Here is a 20,592-nt window from a genome sequence, read left to right as displayed (position 1 = left end):
TTTGGGAAGTGGTGATGCAGATAGTCCCACTGATTTGGCATTACTCAGAGAATGAAACTGAGTTACTAAAAGGATTGGCGATCGCACTCTCCGGCCTGGAACAAGGTGAAATCAGCCTGGGCATGAAAAAGCGTCGCGGTTTTGGTCGCTGCCATGTCAAAGAATGGCAGGTTTGGAACTTTAATCTAGAAAATGCAAGCGATCGCACCGCTTGGTTAAAATTTGAGCATTGGCACACCGGTTTGTTTCCTGAACTTCCTAGTTATCCCCAAATTCAAGAAGCATTCACTCGAGCTAATCTTTCAAACGCCAGGTTTTATTACGATCGCGGCTACATAAAAATTGAAATGAGTCCTCTGGGTGTCAATCATAGTAGAGATCATTCAGTCGTGGCACGATTAATTAGTTTATTTGACACGTTGAAAAATATTCGAGTGATCGAGTTTACGAATGTGACTTTTTATGCCTAACCAAAGCCCAAACCCAAGCAATAAAACCCGATCGCACCCCTTGATTATGCGATGATATTAATCGCGATGCGATGGCATCAGATCTCATCTATTCACACAGATCCCGATCGCGCCCTTCAACTTTGGGATTGGTTTCCAAATAATCCTGCAACCAATCGCAACTGCGGGCGATCAAGCTGTCGAGATCCAGATTGTCCATACTCCACAACATCAGCGTGCCGTCATCCTTGGCGATCGCGATCGTGCGGCCGTCCGGACTGAAACGAATCCGGTTCACGAACACATTTTGATCGATGGTGGTGATCGGTTCGATAGGGCTTTTCAGGGCCGAACAGCCCCCCTCGGGCCAGAGTTTGTCGCGATCGCGCTTCACCGCCCACAGCCGAATTTTCTTGTCATCGCTGGCCGTCGCCAAAATTTTGCCGTCGGGACTGTAACTAAGGCTGCGGACCGTGGCAAACGCCGTCATCGGACAGGAATCCGGCTGCACCGAGCGATCGCGCGTCCACAACTTCACCGTCTTGCCCGACGCCACCGCCAGTTGTCCGGGTTCGGGGGAAAACGCGATGCTATTGACACTCTCAGGATAGGGAATGCTCGGATAGGGCACCCAAGTCGTCCCCTCCCGACGCCACAGCTTGACGGAATACTGTTCGTTTCTCTCGGTACCCCCCGTCTCGCTGCCGATGGCGACGCCCAAAATACTGCCATCGGCACTGAAGTGCAAATCGCTCACCGCCCCATTGGGGGGCAACGCCGGAATTTGTAAGGTTTCGACGAGTTCACCGGACCGCGTCCACACTTTCACGGTCCGGTCCGCACTCGCCGAGGCGACGAGATCCCCCGTGGGGTCGAACGCCACCGCGTTCACGGCGAGTGTGTGACCTTCGAGGGTGGCGAGGGCGCTCCCGTCCAAATTCCACAGCCGGATCCGATTGTCAGCACCCGGTGTAGCCAAAATCGGGTCGTCGGGGTCGGGACTAAAACTCACCCAATTGAGATCATTGGGCGGCACTTGGCTATCGAGTTGCCACAACAAACTCCCGTCCGCGCCGCCGACGTCCCACAGCTTCACCCAACCGTCATTTCCGGCCGTCGCCACCATCCGGCCGTCGGGGCTGAAACTGACGCTCCAAATCGCCGCATTGTGTCCCAGAATCGCCACTTTGGCTTCTGGGGTGTGACTGCGACTCCACAGTTTCACCGTCGTATCGGCGCTGGCCGAGGCGACGGTCTGACCGTCCGGGGTAAACGCCACCGACCAGATGTCATTTTGATGCCCCACCAGCGTATTCAACAAATTCCCATCTCCCGCCGCCCAGATCTTGACCGTATCATCCCGGCTGCTGCTGGCGATCGCTTCCCCGTCCGGGCTGAAACTGACGCTCAAAACATCTTCGTTGTGTCCCTTCAAAGTCACCAACTCCGCCTTCGCCTGCAGATCCCAGAGTTTCACGGTGCGATCGCCGCTCCCGGACACCAAAATATTGCCATTTTGGGGATTGAAGCTGACATCGTGGACGCTGCAAGACTCGTACAATTCGGGAGGAATGCTGTCGCAGTGTCCTTTCAAAATCCCCAAGGCTTCGCCGGACAAATTCCACACCCGCACCGTCTTATCTTTGCTGCCGCTGGCGAGTTTCTGTCCGTCCGGGCTGAATTCCACGTCCAACACCTTGTCCGTATGCCCCTCCAGGACTCGCAGCGGCGTCCCGTCGGACCGCCACAGCCGGATCGTCTTGTCGTTGCTGGCGGTGGCGATAATGTTCCCGTCGGGGCTGAATTTGGCGCGGGTGACGAGATCCGTGTGGCCGGCGAGGGTTTGCAGCCACCGAAATTGTCCGGCCTCCCCATCCCAGATCCAGAGCGTCACCCGATTATCGGCGGTGGTGGTCAGAATCCGGCGGCTCTCGGGGCTGAAGGCGACGCTGGTGACGCTGGCTTCGTGGGGCAAATCCTGCAGCCACGCCCCATTGCGGCTCCACAGTTTGGCCGCGCCGTCGTTGCCCGCCGTGGCGATGGTGTCGCCGTCGGGGCTGAAGGCGATGCCGAGGACGCTGCTGGCGTGTCCCTGGAGGCGGTTCTGTTCCTGCAGGCCCGAGATCACCTCCCGCAACCCGGCGGTGACGTCGAATTTTTGTTGGGGATTCGGTTGCGTCTCCAGGATGTCGGTACTCACCCGCAGGGCGGTGAGCAGGATTTCGAGTTGGTTGTTTTCGTCGGAGAGCCGCAGGGCCCGTTCGACGGATTGTAAAGCCACCAGGCGATCGGCGGCATTGCGCTGCCGTTTCTGCATTTCCCACCCCGCAAATCCCATCAGCAACACCGCCACGCCGACCCCGATCAGGCCGCGAATTCGGCGTTCCCGTTTCAAATAGTCTTCGGCTTGCCGTTGTTTTTGGCGGGCTTCTTCGAGCTTTTTATGTAGCTCTTGTTCCCGCCGGAGTTCTTGGTTTTGTTCTTGCAGTTGCTCGAATTGGGCGTCGCGATCGGATTGGTGTTGGTGGCGGATAAAACCGGCCAGATAGTCGTGGACGAGCTGATAAAATTCGGTGTCAACTTCGACTTCTCTGGAGATGAGTCCGGACTGTTCAAAGATGTGTAAAATCAGGTCGAGTTGGGGGGTGATGGAGGGTTGATGAAGCTGGGTTCTCAACTCTTCTTCGAGTTCGGAGCGGGTTCTCAGGGGGCGGGTGTCGTTTTCGTCGGTGAGCAGGTAGAGCATCCGTTTGGCCATGCGCTCGTTTTCGGCACCGCAGTCCCGGATGGTCACTTCCAGAAAGCGCTCCACCAGTTTTTGTTTCGGACCCCGGTTTTGATATTCGGCGAGGGTGGTGATATTTTCGGTCTGCAATTGAGCGCCGACCACCTGCATTTCGATGGGGCGCACTTCTCCCAGTTCGCCGGACAGGTCATCGACCAGGGTTTCGATCAGGGCATCTTCTAAATAAAAGTGGGAGCGATCGGCTAAACTTTTGATGACATCGTAGGCTTCTTTGGGGGTGAAGTTGCCTAGATAAAAGAGGATGTCTTTGCTCAATATATCGTTGTTGATGGCATCAAAATCGGTGAGGCGGACGGATTTCAACAAATGGTGCAGGTAATCTTCGCGGACGGAAAGGATGACCTTGACGAAGGGGATGTCGAGGATGTCGCGCAACAACTCGAAGAAGCTTTTTTGACCTTTTTTATTGAGGACAAAAAACAGCTCTTCAAATTGGTCGAATACGATCACCGTCAGCCGGTTGCGATCGCAATTTTTTTTGATGTTTTCGATGATTTTTTGAATCAATTCTCGCCCGTCGCCCTCGTCCGGTTTGTTCCCCTCGGGGTCAGTGAATCCCGTGTCCACGGCGACCTGGGTTTCGGCGGGGGTTTCCGCCTGTTGCAGGGCCGCGAGTTTGCGATCGAGTTCGCCGATGTAGGAATTGTAACTGCTAATGACGACGGGCATCACCTGGCGGGCGTCGATATGCCGGCGTTGGAGGGCGGGTACCAAACCCGCCCGCAGCAGGGAACTTTTTCCCACCCCCGACTGGCCGTAAATGACCGTCAATTTGTGTTGGGAACTCGCCATGCGGTTGAGGAGTTGCGCGATCGCTTTTTCCCGCCCGGATGCCTGGATTTCGTCGGCGAAGGTAGACCCGGAATCCACGTCGGCGAGGGCGGGGTCGATCGCCCGTTCCCGAGGTTGCAGCCGCCCCGCCCCGATAAATGCCGTGTAGCCGAAAATACTCGATTTTGTCCGGTATTCCCGCTTGATTTCAAAGGCTTCCCGGTACTCCCCGCGATCGAAATAGAGGCGGTGCAAAGTATCCAAAATTTTCAAATACAATTGGGGATTGTACTGGGGCAGGGTGGCGCGTTTTCCCCACTCCAATTTTTGGATCGCCTCCCCCGGCTGCCCCAATTTTTCTAACGCTTCCGACAACAGCCACAAATAACGCCCCTGATGTTGGTTGAAAATGGAATCGTCGAGGGCGTCGGCGGTATCCGTGTGGACGAGAATATCCAAGGCCACTTCCGCCAATTCCCGGGCTTCACTCCACTCCCGCCGCCGCAGGGCGACTTCAGCTAAAAATCCGTAATCCTGAGCCAACAACACCTGAGAAAGCGTCCCCGGCGTCTGGTGAAGTTTTCGGGATGCGATCGCCAACTCCCACAGGGCTTTCCAATCTTCTAACTGCCGCAGTACCTCCCCCAATTTATTGATAAATTTCGCCACCAAATCCTGGCGACGGGCCAGTTCAAACCGCTGGATGCACTGTTGTAAATGCTGTTTCGCCCGCTCCCATTCCCCGTAACTGCTGCCGTGGCGATATTGTTCGGCTTGGTAAATATCGCACAGCCCGATGTGAAATAGCAAAATTCCCTGCCATTCCAAATGGCTGAAATCCCCCCGGGAGGCGTGGGAAACTTGGGCGTTTTGTCGCCAAAATTCGAGGCTCTCCTGGTACAACTTCAAAGCTGAATCGATCTCGTGGTGGGCGTAGTGGAACCGGCCTAAAACAAACTTCAAACTGCCTTCCAACTCCGCTGGAAAAACGTCGATCTGCCGCTTAAGATCCCGATAGGCTAACTCCAACTCGGAGGCGGAATTAAACCCCAAAATCTTGCCGTTGGGGACGAACTGCAGCGCCCCCAATTCCTGCACGCCGGCGAAAACCTGTCGGGCTTTGCCCTCCAAAAATTCGAGCAACTCTTGAGTCCCCAACACGAATTCGTAGGTGGTCGCCCAACTGGTAAAATCCTGAGCCCGCCGGTTCATTTTCTTCCACAGGTTGTCATCGATCCACAACACCAGGGGAAAGGAAAAATTGCGGAAGGCTTCCCGGGCGAAATTCGTGGCGTCGAGCACTTCGTCGAGATCCCGGACGGCTTCCAAACCGTAAACCATCAAAACCGACGGTTCCTCTTCCCCGTCGAGTTCGGCTTGAATCGTACCGTAGAGGCTCTGTACGCCGCGGGGAAGCTGGAATTCTCGAATCGGCAGGGGGGATTGTTCTCCCAAGTCCCGCACCACCTGCTCCCGCAAGTTGGTATAGTTACAGCGCACCACCAACAGCGAAAACTGACCCTCGGACAGTCGGAGGGTGCGGCTCAAGGTGTGGAGTTGGCTGGCATTTTGAGTGGTGGTATCGTCAAGGGGGTGCGGGCTCATGTTGCTTCTTACCTGTGATCCCTGATAAATCTAGGGTAACGTTAATGGCACCTTCCGGAGGTTTCTAAAAATTGGGCTGGGGTCGGTTGGCTCCGGTGACTCCGCGATCGCACTGTCTACAAGTTCGCAAATCCGTCTAAAATTGGCTTATGCACGCTTTATCTATCCCGACCTGGATCATTCACGTTTCCAGCGTGATCGAATGGATGGCCGCTATCTGGTTCATCTGGCGTTACGGCGAGATGACGCGAAATCGGGTCTGGTGGGGACTCTCCTTCGCCATGTTGCCGGCCCTCGTCAGCGCCATGTGCGCCTGTACCTGGCATTATTTCGACAATCCCCCGGATTTGGAATGGCTGGTCACGTTGCAGGCGACGATGACCGTCGCCGGAAACGTCACCCTCTGCATTGCCGCCTGGTGGATTTGGCGTTCGTCGCGATCGCTCGAAATTTGAACCCCGCGATCGCCGCTTTTTTTGCACTCTCAATCGGTGGCTCATGTTATCTAAAGATACTCTATTCGCCTTATCTTTATTCCCTTACCTCGGTTTCCTCTGGTTCCTGACCCGATCCGGAATGACTCCAAAACTCGCCCTGATCGGCTTTTACGGGACGTTGGTTTTCGTCGCCGTGACGATTCCGGCGGGAATTTACGCCAAGGTCGCCTACGGGGAAGCCCTGGCTAATGTGGATTGGCTGCACGGGGGGGCGGAGGTTTTTCTGACCCTATCTAATATCTTGATTGTTTTGGGATTCAGACAGGCCGTTTTGAACAAACAATCGCCACAATAATTCGCCGTCGAACCGGACTATTTTTGCCATGATTAAAGGTACGACCAAATTGCTCGGTGTCGTCGGCTACCCCGTCGAACATTCCCTGTCTCCGGTCATGCACAATGCCGCGATCGCCGCTTTGGGGGTCGATTACGTTTACCTTCCCTTCCCCGTCGCCCCCCAAGATTTGCAGGCGGCTTTGGCGGGTTTCGCAGCCCTCGGCGTGGAGGGGTTCAACCTCACCATTCCCCACAAACAAAGTATCATCCCATTGCTCTCGGAGGTGTCGCCGTTGGCGCGATCGGTGGGGGCGGTGAATACGGTGTGGCGGGGCGATCGCGGCTGGTGCGGCACCAATACGGACGTGGAGGGTTTCCTGTCGCCACTGAAGGCTTTGAACTGCAGTTGGAGTCAAAAAATCGCCGTCATTTTGGGCAACGGCGGCGCCTCCCGAGCCGTCGTCGCCGGGTGTGCGGAGTTGGGTATGGCGGAAATTCACGTCGTCGGACGCAACCCGGAAAAGTTGGAGATATTCCGCCAAAGTTGGCTCGATTCTCCCGTTCCGGTGGCGGTTTCCGTCCACCCTCAAAGTCAGTTGGCGACGTTAATTTCCCGCGCCGATTTGTTGGTGAATACCACCCCCGTCGGAATGTATCCCGATGTCGATCGCTCTCCCGTGGACGGGGATATTTTGGGAGGATTGAAACCGGACGCGATCGCCTACGATTTGATTTATACCCCCAGTCCGACGCAGTTTTTACAACTGGCAAAAAACCGGGGCGCGATCGCGATCGACGGTTTGGAAATGCTGGTGCAACAGGGAGCCGCCGCCCTGCAAATTTGGCTGCAACGCCCCGTCCCCGTCGCGGTGATGCGTCAGTCCCTAAAAGCGCAGCTTTTCGGTTGATGCGATTAATAAAAATGGGCGATCGGATAACTGTAGCGATCGGCTAAAATTGATCAATTCTCTCGCCCCCAAACCCCCAATTCTGGGGGCTTACAGATTCCCGTCGTGCTGTGTATCGCAAGTATCGCGCTCGTGTATTAACAGTTTCAATCGATCTAGAAATCTTGAAACCCCGATTTAAAGGTCATTTCAGTTCCCTATTGCCTATTGCCTGTTGCCTGTTGCCTGTTGCCTATTCCCCTCTAAAGGTCATTTCAGTTCCCTATTGCCTATTGCCTGTTGCCTGTTGCCTATTCCCCTCTAGCGGCGCTATATTTCAAGCAAAAACGACGGTTCGATTTCCGTAAACTAAAACCCGATGTTGCAGGTGCAGGCGGACAGCCCTCGCCAATACCAACCGCTCCAAATCCTTGCCCTTGCGAACCAAATCCGAGACGGTATCTCGGTGGCTGACGCGGACGACATCCTGCTCGATGATCGGCCCTTCATCCAGGTCTGCCGTCACATAATGGGCGGTGGCGCCGATAATTTTGACGCCGCGATCGTGGGCGCGTTGGTAGGGATTCGCCCCCGCAAAAGCGGGCAGAAAGGAATGGTGAATGTTGATGGCGTTGGGGAATTTTTCGATAAAATTTGAACTCAAAATTTGCATATATTTCGCCAAAACAACTAGGTCAATTTTGTACTCTTTTAAAAGTTCCAGTTGTTCGGCTTCCCGCTCCGTTTTCGTCTCTTTCGTGATGGGAACGTGCTCGAAAGCGATCGCGAACTGATCGGCGACGGGTTTGAGGTCGGGGTGATTGCTGACAATCAAGGGAATTTCCGCCGAAATTTCTTTCGCTTTCCACCGCCACAATAAATCCAACAAACAATGATCCTGCTTCGTCACCCAAATGGCAATTCTGGGGACGGTATCGGAGAAATGCAGCGTCCAATTCGCCTGCAAAGGTTTGGCGATCGCGCCGAAGGCCGGGGCGATCACGTCCCGGGGTAAATTGAACCCCTCCAACTGCCATTCAATGCGGGTCAAAAATAGCCCCGCCGAGGCATCGGTGTGTTGGTCGGCGTGGATGATATTCCCGCCGTTGGAGTAGATGAAATTGGCGATTTTGGCGACGAGTCCCCGGCGATCGGGACAGAAGACCAGCAGGGTTGCGGTGGGTGATTCCATATCGATCCTTTTTGCCTGATAATTTTATCCAAACTGTATCTCAAAAAAATGTTGCTATCAATACAGCGATCGGGAAGATCCCCCTAAATCTTTCTTTAAAAATGGTGGGAACGCGATCGCACGATCGCCCCCAGTGTAGCAATTTCCCCTCAACCCTTTCTTTTTTGGGGAGCGATCGCAATAATTGACAATAAAGACAATCGCAACCGCACAACCCATGACCGCAACTTCATCCACACTCCCCACGCCCCCCGGACAACTGGGCCTCCCCTGGATCGGCGAAACCGTCAGCTTTTTGCGCGATCCGGACTTTATGGACAAACGCCAGCAACAATACGGTCCGATCTTCAAAACCCACATTTTCGGCAGTCCCGCCATCGTCGCGATCGGCCCGGAGGCCAACCGCTTTCTGTTCGCCAACGAGAACAAATATTTTGTCGTCACCTGGCCCTACAGCACCCGCACGTTATTGGGTCCGGCTTCCCTGTCCACGCAGGCGGGGGACGTGCACAAATCGCGCCGCAAAATTCTCGCCCAAGCCTTCCAACCCCGGGCGTTGGCGGGATATATCCCCGAAATGACCAATATCACCCGCCGCTATGTCGAAAAATGGGAAAAGATGGGAACCCTCACCTGGTATCCCGAACTGAGACAATATACCTTCGATGTTGCCTGCAAGCTGCTGGTGGGAATTGACGGGGCGACGGAAACCGATCTCAGAGACTGGTTTGAGACGTGGTGTAATGGGTTATTTACCCTTCCCATCCGACTGCCGGGGACGAAATTTACCCGGGCTCTCAACTGTCGCCAGAAACTCCTCGATCGCATTGAAAAAATAATTCGCGATCGCCAAAAACAAGCCGATCCGGGCAACGATACTTTGGGCATATTATTGCAAGCCCGAGACGACGATGGAAACACCCTCAGTGTCGTCGAACTCAAAGATCAGATTCTGACACTATTATTCGCAGGACACGAAACCCTTACCTCAGCCACCACTTCTTTCTGTTTAAAACTCGCCCAATATCCCGAGGTTCTCGAAAAAGCCCGAACCGAACAGCAACAATTCGACTCCGAAACTCCCCCAACATTTGAAGATCTCAAACAGATGACCTACCTCGATCGCGTCATGAAAGAAGTGTTGCGGGTCGTCCCCCCCGTCGGCGGCGGGTTCCGGGAAGTGATTCAAACCTGCGAATTTAACGGCTATCAAATTCCCAAAGGCTGGTCGGTATTCTATCAAATCGGCCGCACCCACTTTGACGAGGCAGTTTATCCCCAACCCCGAGACTTCGATCCGGATCGGTTCGAGGAAGATAAGCCGACATTCAGCCACATTCCCTTCGGTGGCGGGATGCGGGAGTGTCTGGGCAAGGAATTCGCCCGGTTGGAAATCAAATTATTGGCAATAGAATTGCTGCGAAATTATGAGTGGGAATTGCTTCCCAGTCAAGATCTGGAAATGGAGATGATCCCGACTCCCCGTCCTCGGGATGGGTTGCGAGTTGGTTTGCGGCGGCGATCGGATTAATTTTGTACTCTGGCCCTCACCCCCAACCCCTCTCCCAATTCTGGGCGAGGGGAGCTCATTCTCTTGTTCCCCCCTATCTCCCCCCTTACAAAGGGGGGTTGGGGGGGATGGGGGTTAGGGGGGCTGACGACACTTCTCGCCCTCTCCCCCAGCCCCTCTCCCAATTCTGGGCGAGGGGAGCTCATTCTCTTGTTCCCCCCAGAATTGGGGGGTTAGGGGGGCTGACGACACTTCTCGCCCTCTCCCCCAGCCCCTCTCCCAATTCTGGGCGAGGGGAGCCCATTTTCCGGTTCCCCCCAAAATTGGGGGGCTAGGGGGGCTTCCGACCCTCTCCCTTTTCCCCAAACCCGATCGCACCAAAGGTGATAACCTGCAATAATGGTAAGTTGCTTTCAACAGGGAACGGAACGATGCGACTCTCTCAAATGCTCTTTGTCACCTTGCGCGAAGATCCGGCAGAGGCAGAAATCCCCAGTCACAAATTGCTCGTCCGGGCGGGATACATCCGTCGCATCGGTAGCGGCGTCTATGCCTACCTCCCCCTGATGTGGCGCGTCCTCCAGAAGGTGTCCCAGATCGTCCGGGAGGAAATGAACGCCACGGGAGCCCAGGAATGTCTGCTGCCCCAGGTGCAACCGTCTGAGTTGTGGAAAGAGTCGGGGCGGTGGGATACCTACACGAAAGCGGAGGGGATCATGTTCGCCCTCAAAGATCGGCGCGATCGCGAACTGGCCCTCGGTCCCACCCACGAAGAGGTGATCACCACCATCGCCAAGGAGATGATCCGGTCCTACCAGCAACTCCCCCTCCACCTGTATCAGATTCAGACGAAATTCCGGGATGAAATTCGGCCCCGGTTCGGCTTGATGCGGGGGCGGGAATTTATTATGAAAGATGGCTACTCCTTCCACACTGACGAGGAGAGTCTCAAACAGACTTACAATGACATGGATCGGGCCTACCGGAATATGTTGCGCCGCTGCGGGTTGGAGTTTGTCGCGGTGGAGGCGGACTCGGGGGCGATCGGCGGGTCGGGGTCCCAGGAATTTATGGTACTCGCGGACGCCGGGGAAGATGAGGTGTTGTACACCGGGGACGGCAAGTATGCGGCGAATGTGGAAAAGGCGACGTCGGTGCCGCCGGATGCGATTCCTTCCAGTTTTACCAGTTACGAAAAGCGGGAAACGCCCGATACGGCTACCATCGCCACAGTTTGCGACTTTTTGAAGTGCGACCCCACCCAGGTGGTGAAAAATGTGCTGTATCAGGTGGTCTACGATAACGGGATGACGGTTTTGGTGCTTGTCAGTATTCGGGGCGATCGGGATGTCAACGACGTGAAGTTGCAAAATGAGTTGACCAAATTGGCGGGCGAATTCGGCGGGAAGGCGATATTGGCCCTGACGGTGCCCGACGCGGAGGCCCAGGAAAAATGGGCGGCGAAGCCGTTGCCGTTGGGGTACATCGCCCCGAATTTGGAAGATGACTATATTATTAAGACCGATAAGCAGGTTCATGCCAAGTTTGTGCGGCTGGCCGATCGCACCGTTGTGGATTTGAAACATTTCGTCACCGGGGCGAATGAGTCGGGATATCACGTTGTGGGGGCGAATTGGGGGGAACAGTTCCAGCTTCCCAAAATTGTCGCCGACCTGCGGAAGGCCGAAAAGGGCGATCGCGCCGTCCACGACCCCACACAAACCCTGGAAAGCGCCCGGGGTATCGAGGTGGGCCACATCTTCCAGTTGGGTAGCAAGTATTCCGAGGCGATGGGGGCGACTTATACTGATGAAAATGGCAACGATCTACCCTTGATGATGGGCTGCTACGGCGTGGGGGTGTCCCGTCTGGCCCAGGCGGCGGTGGAACAGTCCTATGATAAGGATGGGATTATCTGGCCGGTGGCGATCGCACCCTATCATGTGGTAATTGTAGTTCCCAATGTCAGCGATTCCAAACAAATGGAAGTGGCGCAACAGTTATATAAGGAACTGAATGCGGTAGGAATTGAAACCCTGTTGGACGACCGCAACGAACGGGCCGGGGTCAAGTTCAAAGATGCGGATCTGGTGGGAATTCCCTATCGGGTGGTGACGGGACGGGCTATCAAGTCCGGGAAAGTGGAGTTGGTGGAACGGGCTACCCACGAATCCGGGGAAGTTCCCTTGGATGGGGTGGTTTCGCTGCTGCAGGAGAAAATCGACCGGGCCTTGGAAAAGTAGGGGCTCCTGGAAGCGGAGGGAGCACAGGGAGCACAGGGAGCACAGGGAGCACAGGGAGCAGAGGGAGCTGAGGGAGAATACAGATAAAATTTTCCTCCTCCGCCTCCTGGAGCCTCCTCCGCCTCCTGGAGCCCCCTCCGCCCAGATCGCCCCGAAAATCGTCCGAGCAAATTAATTTTGTTTTAAGTATTGTTTCCGTTCCGTGATATTATTTGTGTTGGCTTGCAAAGCGCGGCTAGAGAGCTGCGTGGAGTTCTGACTCGGGTCAATCTGCCGGACGGATCGCTGTAACTTATGACTGATTCAGGGGAAATTTTAGAAGTCTCGTCTCCCGTACCGGAGACCGACTCTTCCATGCAAGAGTATTACCAGCTTCAACAGGAGTTGTTGCTGACCACCCTCGCGTTGGGGGGGGTAATCTTCGCGGCCGTTTGTTTTTTCTATCCCCTGAACGTCGCCCTCAACTACTTGCTCGGGGCGATTGTGAGTGTGGTGTACTTGAGGATGTTGGGCAAAGATGTTGAAAAAATCGGCACGCAAAAGCTGACGTTCAGTAAAAATCGTCTGGCTATCTTTGCGGGGTTGATGATTGTCGCGACCCAATGGAATCAGCTCAGAATTCTGCCGATTTTTTTGGGATTTCTAACGTACAAAGCCGCCCTCATCGTTTACTTGTTCCGAACCCTGATCCGGCCGAATCCCTGACGGGGAAAACCCGTTCGGAATTTTCCACTCCTTGATATGTAGGGGAACTCTCCTAAATGCAAATGTTTGATGTAATAAACGCCTTCGGATCATTTCCCCTCGCGGAATTGGAAGTTGGCAAACACTTTTACTGGCAGATCGGCAATCTCAAAATCCACGGCCAGGTCGTTTTGACCTCCTGGTTCGTCATTGCCCTGTTGCTGCTGCTGTCCATTTCTGCGACCCGAAATATTCAAAGAATTCCCAGCGGCTTGCAAAACTTTATGGAGTATGCCCTGGAATTTATTCGCGATCTGGCAAAAAATCAGATCGGGGAAAAAGAATATCGCCCTTGGGTCCCTTTTGTTGGTACATTATTCTTGTTCATCTTCGTGTCGAACTGGTCGGGAGCACTGATTCCCTGGAAACTCCTGGAGATTCCGGACAGTGAATTGGCTGCGCCCACCAACGACATCAACACGACGGTGGCTCTGGCGCTGCTGACATCCCTGGCGTACTTCTACGCCGGTTTCAGCAAGCGGGGGTTGGGATACCTGCTGAAATACGTTGAGCCGACACCGATCCTGTTGCCGATCAACGTTCTGGAAGACTTCACCAAACCGCTCTCCCTGAGTTTCCGTCTATTTGGGAATATCGTGGCAGACGAGTTGGTGGTGGCGGTTCTGGTGCTGTTGGTGCCGCTGTTCGTGCCGCTGCCCATGATGGTTTTGGGCTTATTTACGAGCGCCATCCAAGCCCTGATTTTTGCCACTCTCGCCGCCGCCTACATCGGTGAAGCGATGGAAGGACACGGCGAAGAAGAACACGAGTAATTGTTTTTTTTCTTCAATTTCTCGGTCGAAGTGTCAACCAACTGATAAGATTGTTGAGGGGCTCAAAATCAAACCCTTAATTTCAGTCGTCAACTTTTTTGTTTGAGGTAAGAGGAAACTATGGAATCGAATTTAACTGCTGCCGCCTCCGTAATCGCCGCCGCCCTCGCCATCGGTCTGGCTGCCATCGGCCCCGGTCTGGGTCAAGGTCAAGCGGCCGGTCAGGCTGTGGAAGGGATCGCGCGTCAGCCGGAAGCTGAAGGGAAAATTCGCGGAACGCTGCTGCTGAGTTTGGCTTTCATGGAAGCACTCACCATCTACGGTCTGGTGGTCGCCCTGGTGCTGCTGTTTGCCAACCCCTTCGCATAAGTCTTTCCCAATTTAGATTTCGGATTTGAACCGGCCGGTGTCGCTTCAAATCTGAAATCTAAAGTTTTGCGATTCTCCTAACAAGAGATGCCGCGCGGACGTATCGGTTAACGCCCTTCAAGACCAATGATTTACTCGACGATTCTGCTTGCCGTCGAAGAGGCGGCTACGGAAGGTGGCCTATTTGACTTTGATGCGACGCTGCCGTTAATGGCGGTGCAATTCTTGGTTCTGGCCGCCATCTTAAACCAAATTTTTTACAAGCCCCTGGGAACCGCCATCGATTCTCGGGCGGACTACATTCGCAAGAACAGACAGGATGCCAAAGAGCGACTGAGCAAAGTGGAAGCCCTGGCTCAACAGTACGAGCAAGAGTTAGCCGAAACCCGGAAACAGTCGCAACAACTGATCGCCGACGCCCAAGCCGAGGCCCAAAAAATTGCGGCGGGCAAAATGGCCGAAGCGCAACAGGAAGCCCAACAGATCAGAGAAAAGGCAGCTCAGGAAATTGAGCAACAGAAACAGGAAGCCCTCCAAGGGCTCGAACAGCAGGTTGACACCCTCAGCCGCCAGATTCTGGACAAACTCTTGGGACCCGGGCTGATCGGGTAGCGGTTTTCCGAACGCTGACTTTCACCCCTCCCAGGTCAAATTGATATGGGGAGGATTTGGCGGCGGCGCTCGGGCCGCGGCGATCCGGGACAGGGAAAACTGGCGCGATCGCGGTTTCTTCCCCCTGACCGTCAGTCGGGTTCGACCTTAACAATTGAGATTATGAGAAGAGGATGATGGGGAATGTTGTATTGCTGGCTACGGAAGCCGGCGCGGAAGGTGGTTTTGGTCTAAATTTCAATATTTTAGAAACCAACCTGATTAACTTGGCAATTATTATTGGTTTGCTCGTGTACTACGGGCGGGGCTTTCTCGGAAAAGTTTTGAGCGAAAGACGGGCTCGGATCGAGGAAGCCATCACGGAGGCGGAGCGGCGGGCGCAGGATGCCGCCAAGGCTCTGGCTGAACAGCAGGAGAAACTGACCCAGGCCCAGGCGGAGGCGGGGCGGATCAAAGCCGAAGCCCAGGAACGCGCCCAAAGCCTCAAGGAGCGCATCGCGGCTCAGGCGGCCGAGGACGTGGAGCGGATGAAGGCCTCCGCGAATCGGGATTTGGAAGCCGACCGAGAGCGGGCGATCGCGCAGTTGCGGGCTCTGGCCGTGTCCAAAGCCCTGGAACGCGCCGAAGGGCAGTTGCGGGAGCGCCTGGATGAAGGTGCCGGGCATCAAATTGTCGATCGCTCTCTGGCGTTACTTGGAGGAGGTTCATGAGCGGAATAGTCGGTGAAATTGTCGAGCCGTATGCAGCGGCGCTGATGTCGGTGGCCGGGTCCCACAACCTGACCGAAGACTTCGGACATCAGATGCGATCGCTCGTCGGCCTGTTGGACGAGTCGCCCGACCTGCGGGAGTTTCTCGGCAACCCGGTCATCGACCGCAACGACAAAAAAGCGGTCCTCAACCGGGTGGTGGGGGATGAGGTCAACCCCTTCCTGCGGAACTTCTTGATGCTGCTCGTCGATCGCGGCCGCATCCTGTTCCTCGCAGAAATCGGCCAACAGTATTTGGCCCTGTTGCGGGAACTCAACCAGACCGTTTTGGCGGAAGTGATCTCGGCTGTCGAACTCAACGACGACCAAAAGCGCATCGTCGTCGAGAAAGTCAAATCCCTCACCGGGGCGCGGGATGTCGAGCTGCAAACAAAAATCGATGCCGACGTCCTCGGTGGCGTGATCATTCAAGTGGGCTCCCAAGTCTTCGATGCCAGCCTGCGCGGACAACTGCGCCGGATCGGAGTGAGCCTGAACGCCAGTTGAGATCGGGGACGATCCGGCGGACCCGATCGCCATCCATTCACTTTGACCCCTAGCAACCGATCGATAAACACGAACTATGGTATCCATCAGACCTGACGAAATCGCCAATATCATCAGAGACCAAATCGAGCAGTACGACCAAGACGTAAAAGTGTCGAACGTCGGTACCGTGCTGCAAGTCGGCGACGGCATCGCCCGGATCTACGGCCTGGATAAAGCGATGGCCGGGGAGCTGCTCGAATTCGCCGACGGAACCATCGGTATCGCCCTGAACCTGGAAGAAGACAACGTGGGTGCGGTACTCATGGGCGAGGGCCTGGAGATCGAAGAAGGCTCCTCCGTCACCGCCACCGGCAAGATCGCCCAGGTTCCCGTGGGCGAAGGCACCCTCGGCCGGGTCGTGGACGCCCTCGGCCGCCCCATCGACGGCAAGGGCGACCTGCAAACCACCGAAACCCGCCTGATCGAATCCCCGGCGCCGGGTATCGTCGCCCGGCGCTCCGTTTGCGAACCCATGCAGACGGGGATCAGCGCCATTGACTCCATGATTCCCATCGGCCGGGGCCAGCGGGAGCTGATCATCGGCGACCGCCAGACCGGTAAAACCGCGATCGCCATCGACACGATCATCAACCAGAAAGAAGAAGACGTGATCTGCGTCTATGTGGCGATCGGCCAAAAGGCTTCCACCGTCGCCCAGGTGATCGACACTTTGGAAGAAAAGGGCGCCCTGGACTACACCATCGTCGTCGCGGCCAACGCCAGCGACCCCGCCACCCTGCAATACCTGGCCCCCTACACCGGGGCTGCGATGGCGGAATACTTCATGTACAGTGGCAAGGCTACCCTGGTCATCTACGACGACCTTTCCAAGCAGGCCCAGGCCTACCGCCAGATGTCCCTGCTGCTGCGCCGTCCCCCCGGCCGGGAAGCCTACCCCGGAGACGTGTTCTACCTCCACTCCCGCCTGTTGGAGCGGGCCGCCAAACTCAACGACGAACTCGGCGGTGGCAGCATGACGGCTCTGCCGATCATCGAAACCCAGGCCGGCGACGTTTCCGCCTACATCCCCACCAACGTCATTTCCATCACCGACGGCCAGATCTTCCTGTCCGCCGACCTGTTCAACTCCGGCCTGCGTCCGGCGGTGAACGCCGGGATCTCCGTGTCCCGAGTCGGGTCCGCCGCCCAAACCAAAGCTATGAAGAAAGTGGCCGGGAAGGTGAAACTGGAACTGGCCCAGTACGCGGAACTCGCCGCCTTCTCCCAGTTCGCCTCCGACCTCGACCAGGCGACCCGGAACCAGTTGGAGCGGGGCAAGCGCCTGCAGGAGCTGCTCAAGCAGCCCCAAAACTCTCCCCTGCAACTGTCCGAGCAGGTGGCCGTCATCTACTCCGGAATCAACGGCTATCTCGACGACATCCCCGTTGAGAAAGTCACCGCCTTCACTTCCGGACTGCGGGATTACCTGAAAAACAGCAAGCCGAAGTACGGCGAAATCATTCAGAGCCAAAAGCTGCTGACTGAAGAAGCCGAAGCCCTCCTCAAAGAAGCGATCGCCGAATTCAAGCAGACCTTCTTAGTTTCGGCGTAGGGGGTCGAATTGTCGGGGTGCGGTTCTTCGTCAGAGCCGCCCCCCACAATTGGCAACTGAGAGTTACCGAATAAAAAAAGCCATGTCAAACTTAAAAGCGATCCGCGATCGCATCGCATCGGTCAAAAATACCCAAAAAATTACGGAAGCCATGCGCCTGGTCGCCTCGGCGAAAGTCCGTCGCGCCCAGGAACAAGTCCTCGCCACCCGCCCCTTCGCCGACCGCCTGGCGGGGATTCTCTACAGCCTGCAGAGCCGCCTCCAGTTCGAGGACGTGGACTCTCCCCTCCTCGAACAGCGGGAAGTCAAAAAAGTCGGGCTGCTGGTGATTGCGGGCAACCGCGGCCTGTGCGGCACCTACAACAGCAACATCATCAAGCGGGCCGAGGCCCGGGCGAGAGAACTCAAAGCCGAGGGCATCGACTACAGCTACCTGCTCGTGGGCCGCAAGGCCAGCCAATACTTCACCCGCCGGGATGTCCCCATCAAAGACTGCCGGGACAACCCCGAAAAACTCCCCGCCGCCGAACGGGTGGCCGGCGCCGCCGACGAGGTGCTCTCCTGGTTCCTGTCGGGGGACATCGATCGCATCGAATTGATTTACACGAAATTCGTGTCTCTGATCAGTTCCAAACCGGTCATCCAGACCCTGCTCCCCCTCGACCGCCAAGGTTTGGAGGTGCAGGATGACGAGGTGTTCCGCCTCACCACCAAAGGCGGCCAATTTGACGTCACCCGCGAGAAGGTGGCAATCACCCCGGAAAACTTGCCCCGAGACATGATTTTCGAGCAAGATCCGGTTCAGATCCTCAACGCCCTGCTGCCGTTGTTCCTGACCAACCAACTCCTGAGAGCTTGGCAGGAATCCACCGCCAGCGAACTCGCGGCCCGGATGACGGCGATGAGCAACGCCAGCGACAACGCCAAGGAGTTGCAAAAGACCCTGACCCTTTCTTACAACAAAGCGCGTCAGGCGTCAATCACCCAACAAATCCTGGAGGTCGTCGGCGGGGCGGCGGCTCTGGAAGGTTGATAATTGATCATTGATAATTGACAATTGATCATTATTAATTGTTAATTATTAATTGTTAATTGTTCTCAGATGGGGATTTCTTTGATGTCGGAGATTCCCCGGGGGAGTGCGGTTTCGTCCGCGCTCCCTCTGTCCGTTTCTGGGGCGCGATCGCAGCGTCGGGCGAAGGGGCAAGAGCGACACATCCCCGACGCTTCATCCACCTGGGGGAAGGGTTCCCCCCGTTCGTAGCGGTTCAAATCATCCCCGAGGCGATCGCACAGATTTCTCAAATCCTGTTCCGTTTTTCGGTGGGTTTGGCGATCGTAGGAAAACGTCGCCTTTTCCGGAGGACTCTTCCTCGACGAACGCACGAACCAGTAAGTCATCGATACTTGTTCCGGGGAATAGTCGCTGGTTTCCACCAACAAATAAAGATATAAACGAGTTTGCCAATTGTTCGCCAAAGCTGTCCGATCTTTGGGACGGGGATAGGTTTTCCAGTCGATAATTTGGGCTTCCTTTTCCCCCGCGATCAACAGGTCGTAAACCGCCACGAGCAGGTACTCCCCGAACGACAGGCGGCGGTGATGTTCCGCATCCCGCCAAATTCCGCCCCGTTCGGGGGGTTGAAACAGTTCCGGCGCCGCCGCCATCAGGCCCCGGAACGCCTCCTCCAACTGGGGTTCTTCGGCCATCAACGCCGCGATCGGCAGGCCGAGTTCCCGCTGCTGCATCAACAAGTGGAACCGCTCCCCCCAGGCGATCCGTTCTTCGAGATCTGACGACTTCGGGGAGATCGAACCCTCCAAATCGGCGTGCTGAAACTGGCGCGGACAGCTTTCGAGCCGGTTTAAATGTTGCTGGGACAATCGGAATCGGATCATGGCGCGGTGCGCTTGTGAGTAGGGAGGACGACAAACCCATCGGGAATCGGGCGGGACATCCGTATTTTCACCCAACCCACCCCCGGCAGTTTGACCCGGTTGCCCTGAATCGGGTCTTTCCCGAGTTGGGGGAATAATAGCGATCGCAAGTATCGCGATCGCTCTCAATTGTCAACTGTCAATTTCGCCCAAGAGTCGGAGGATCGTCTCCACGTCGTGGAGTTCCCCGACGATCCGCCGCCCCGGTTTGGGCCAGACCTTCACCAGGGTCGGGGTGGCGGCAATTTGATTCGCCTCCGCCTGTTCGGGGTGCTTGAGGACATCGATCACCTTCAGGGTGTAGGGATGACTCAGCGATCGCTCCAACAGTTGGTGCAGGGTTTCCAGGGTTTGTTCCGTCGCCAAACTGTGACCCGAGACAAACAGGCGCAATACGTACCCCTGAGTTGATGCCGTCGGGGTTGCAGATTTAAACAAGCTCTGGGATGGCGGGAAAGACGTGATCCCACCCCTCGAAATATCCGTTTGAGTCTCCATTGGCTGAAACCTCACAATCAGGTCATGATTTTCCCAAAGTTCTGGAAATTGCCGATAGTAGGTTGCCAGGACGAGCGGATTGCAAAGCTCTTCGCTGACGTGGGCCGGCTGCCAAACCATGTCCCCGGCTTCAAAGATGGCATTGAGCAACATTTGATATTGCAGCACCTGGGGGTGAGCTTCGGCCGACACCTTCACTTCTTGAGTGTTCGGATCGAGCCAGCGATCGAGGGTAGCCGTGTAACACGGAACCAGAAAATGGGGGGGTTCAGGCAAACCGAGGATTTCTTGCAAAGCCGTACACAAATTCAGATGCCACCGTTGCTGTTTACTCGGATCGATGCAATAAATCAGGTCTCCCCCCGGCGTAAACAGTGCAATCCCCTTATATAAATTGGGAACCGTAGATGAATTCAAATTCCAGAGTATCGGTTCACGTAAAACTTTTGGGAGGGTTGGAAGCTCCGTGATTGATCGCGGAGAGGAAAACCGACTTAAGCGGCTTTAGCCGCCAGCACCCCCTTGCGGGGTGGAGGGGTATGGTTGCCCCTCCATGGAGCTATGGTTGGCTCC

The 20,592-nt window shown here is 55.7% G+C and carries 18 protein-coding genes; 14 read left to right on the top strand and 4 right to left on the bottom strand.

Annotation, left to right across the window (positions count from 1 at the left end; all coding sequences use genetic code 11):
* Positions 1 to 11: 11 nt before the first annotated feature.
* Positions 12 to 470, top strand: a complete 459-nt coding sequence (locus AC0QHF_RS18195) for a hypothetical protein (protein WP_324705654.1) — start codon at positions 12 to 14, stop codon at positions 468 to 470.
* 88 nt (positions 471 to 558) lie between these two features.
* On the opposite strand, the gene AC0QHF_RS18190 is transcribed toward AC0QHF_RS18195, so the two are convergent.
* The gene (locus AC0QHF_RS18190) at positions 559 to 5,631 is read right to left on the bottom strand and encodes an nSTAND1 domain-containing NTPase (RefSeq protein WP_324705653.1); all 5,073 of its coding nucleotides are present in this window, start codon (positions 5,629 to 5,631) and stop codon (positions 559 to 561) included.
* 149 nt (positions 5,632 to 5,780) lie between these two features.
* Here AC0QHF_RS18190 and AC0QHF_RS18185 point away from each other — a divergent pair, with 149 nt between their 5' ends.
* The 3 genes from AC0QHF_RS18185 to AC0QHF_RS18175 are packed head-to-tail and all read left to right on the top strand — an operon-like array spanning position 5,781 to position 7,312.
* Entirely contained in the window at positions 5,781 to 6,086 is a 306-nt protein-coding gene (locus tag AC0QHF_RS18185) for a DUF2499 domain-containing protein (protein ID WP_324705652.1), read from the top strand.
* Positions 6,087 to 6,129: 43 nt separating this feature from the next.
* Positions 6,130 to 6,423 carry a DUF3593 domain-containing protein gene (locus AC0QHF_RS18180; protein ID WP_324705651.1) on the top strand — a complete coding sequence of 98 codons (294 nt, stop codon included), beginning with the start codon at positions 6,130 to 6,132 and terminating at the stop codon, positions 6,421 to 6,423.
* A 28-nt stretch (positions 6,424 to 6,451) separates the two neighbouring features.
* Positions 6,452 to 7,312 (top strand): shikimate dehydrogenase, encoded by an 861-nt coding sequence (locus tag AC0QHF_RS18175; RefSeq protein WP_324705650.1) that lies wholly within the window; start codon positions 6,452 to 6,454, stop codon positions 7,310 to 7,312.
* A 316-nt stretch (positions 7,313 to 7,628) separates the two neighbouring features.
* Here AC0QHF_RS18175 and purU read toward each other — a convergent pair whose 3' ends face one another.
* Positions 7,629 to 8,483, bottom strand: a complete 855-nt coding sequence (purU, locus tag AC0QHF_RS18170) for a formyltetrahydrofolate deformylase (protein ID WP_324705649.1) — start codon at positions 8,481 to 8,483, stop codon at positions 7,629 to 7,631.
* 217 nt (positions 8,484 to 8,700) lie between these two features.
* Here purU and AC0QHF_RS18165 point away from each other — a divergent pair, with 217 nt between their 5' ends.
* The 10 genes from AC0QHF_RS18165 (at position 8,701) to AC0QHF_RS18120 (ending at position 18,616) form a co-directional block, all read left to right on the top strand.
* Entirely contained in the window at positions 8,701 to 10,014 is a 1,314-nt protein-coding gene (locus AC0QHF_RS18165) for a cytochrome P450 (RefSeq protein WP_324705648.1), read from the top strand.
* 410 nt (positions 10,015 to 10,424) lie between these two features.
* Positions 10,425 to 12,236, top strand: a complete 1,812-nt coding sequence (proS, locus tag AC0QHF_RS18160; protein ID WP_324705647.1) for a proline--tRNA ligase — start codon at positions 10,425 to 10,427, stop codon at positions 12,234 to 12,236.
* 294 nt (positions 12,237 to 12,530) lie between these two features.
* On the top strand, positions 12,531 to 12,941 hold the full coding sequence (locus AC0QHF_RS18155; RefSeq protein ID WP_324705646.1) for an ATP synthase subunit I: 411 nt from the start codon (positions 12,531 to 12,533) through the stop codon (positions 12,939 to 12,941).
* A gap of 56 nt (positions 12,942 to 12,997) precedes the next feature.
* On the top strand, positions 12,998 to 13,753 hold the full coding sequence (atpB, locus tag AC0QHF_RS18150) for a F0F1 ATP synthase subunit A (protein ID WP_324705645.1): 756 nt from the start codon (positions 12,998 to 13,000) through the stop codon (positions 13,751 to 13,753).
* A gap of 120 nt (positions 13,754 to 13,873) precedes the next feature.
* Complete coding sequence (gene atpE, locus AC0QHF_RS18145) at positions 13,874 to 14,122, top strand: ATP synthase F0 subunit C (RefSeq protein WP_324705644.1); 249 nt, start codon at positions 13,874 to 13,876, stop codon at positions 14,120 to 14,122.
* Positions 14,123 to 14,248: 126 nt separating this feature from the next.
* A complete protein-coding gene (locus AC0QHF_RS18140) occupies positions 14,249 to 14,734 on the top strand; it encodes a F0F1 ATP synthase subunit B' (protein ID WP_324705643.1) in 486 nt (161 codons plus the stop codon).
* A 176-nt stretch (positions 14,735 to 14,910) separates the two neighbouring features.
* A complete protein-coding gene (locus AC0QHF_RS18135; protein WP_324705661.1) occupies positions 14,911 to 15,444 on the top strand; it encodes a F0F1 ATP synthase subunit B in 534 nt (177 codons plus the stop codon).
* Positions 15,441 to 15,989: an ATP synthase F1 subunit delta gene (atpH, locus tag AC0QHF_RS18130; protein ID WP_324705642.1), complete on the top strand. Its 549-nt coding sequence runs from the start codon at positions 15,441 to 15,443 to the stop codon at positions 15,987 to 15,989. The genes AC0QHF_RS18135 and atpH overlap by 4 nt, the downstream gene beginning before the upstream one ends.
* Before the next feature lie 76 nt (positions 15,990 to 16,065).
* Positions 16,066 to 17,583, top strand: coding sequence for a F0F1 ATP synthase subunit alpha (gene atpA / locus AC0QHF_RS18125; protein WP_324705641.1), 1,518 nt, complete (start codon positions 16,066 to 16,068; stop codon positions 17,581 to 17,583).
* Between the two features lie 82 nt (positions 17,584 to 17,665).
* Positions 17,666 to 18,616, top strand: a complete 951-nt coding sequence (locus tag AC0QHF_RS18120; protein WP_324705640.1) for a F0F1 ATP synthase subunit gamma — start codon at positions 17,666 to 17,668, stop codon at positions 18,614 to 18,616.
* Between the two features lie 65 nt (positions 18,617 to 18,681).
* Here AC0QHF_RS18120 and AC0QHF_RS18115 read toward each other — a convergent pair whose 3' ends face one another.
* Positions 18,682 to 19,482 (bottom strand): PD-(D/E)XK nuclease family protein, encoded by an 801-nt coding sequence (locus tag AC0QHF_RS18115; RefSeq protein WP_324705639.1) that lies wholly within the window; start codon positions 19,480 to 19,482, stop codon positions 18,682 to 18,684.
* Between the two features lie 171 nt (positions 19,483 to 19,653).
* Positions 19,654 to 20,436: a circadian clock KaiB family protein gene (locus AC0QHF_RS18110; protein ID WP_324705638.1), complete on the bottom strand. Its 783-nt coding sequence runs from the start codon at positions 20,434 to 20,436 to the stop codon at positions 19,654 to 19,656.
* Positions 20,437 to 20,592 lie beyond the last annotated feature (156 nt).

Source organism: Lyngbya sp. CCY1209 (assembly GCF_055795065.1).
Note: the sequence above shows the minus strand (reverse complement) of the source record. Positions and strands in the feature narration are given on the sequence as shown.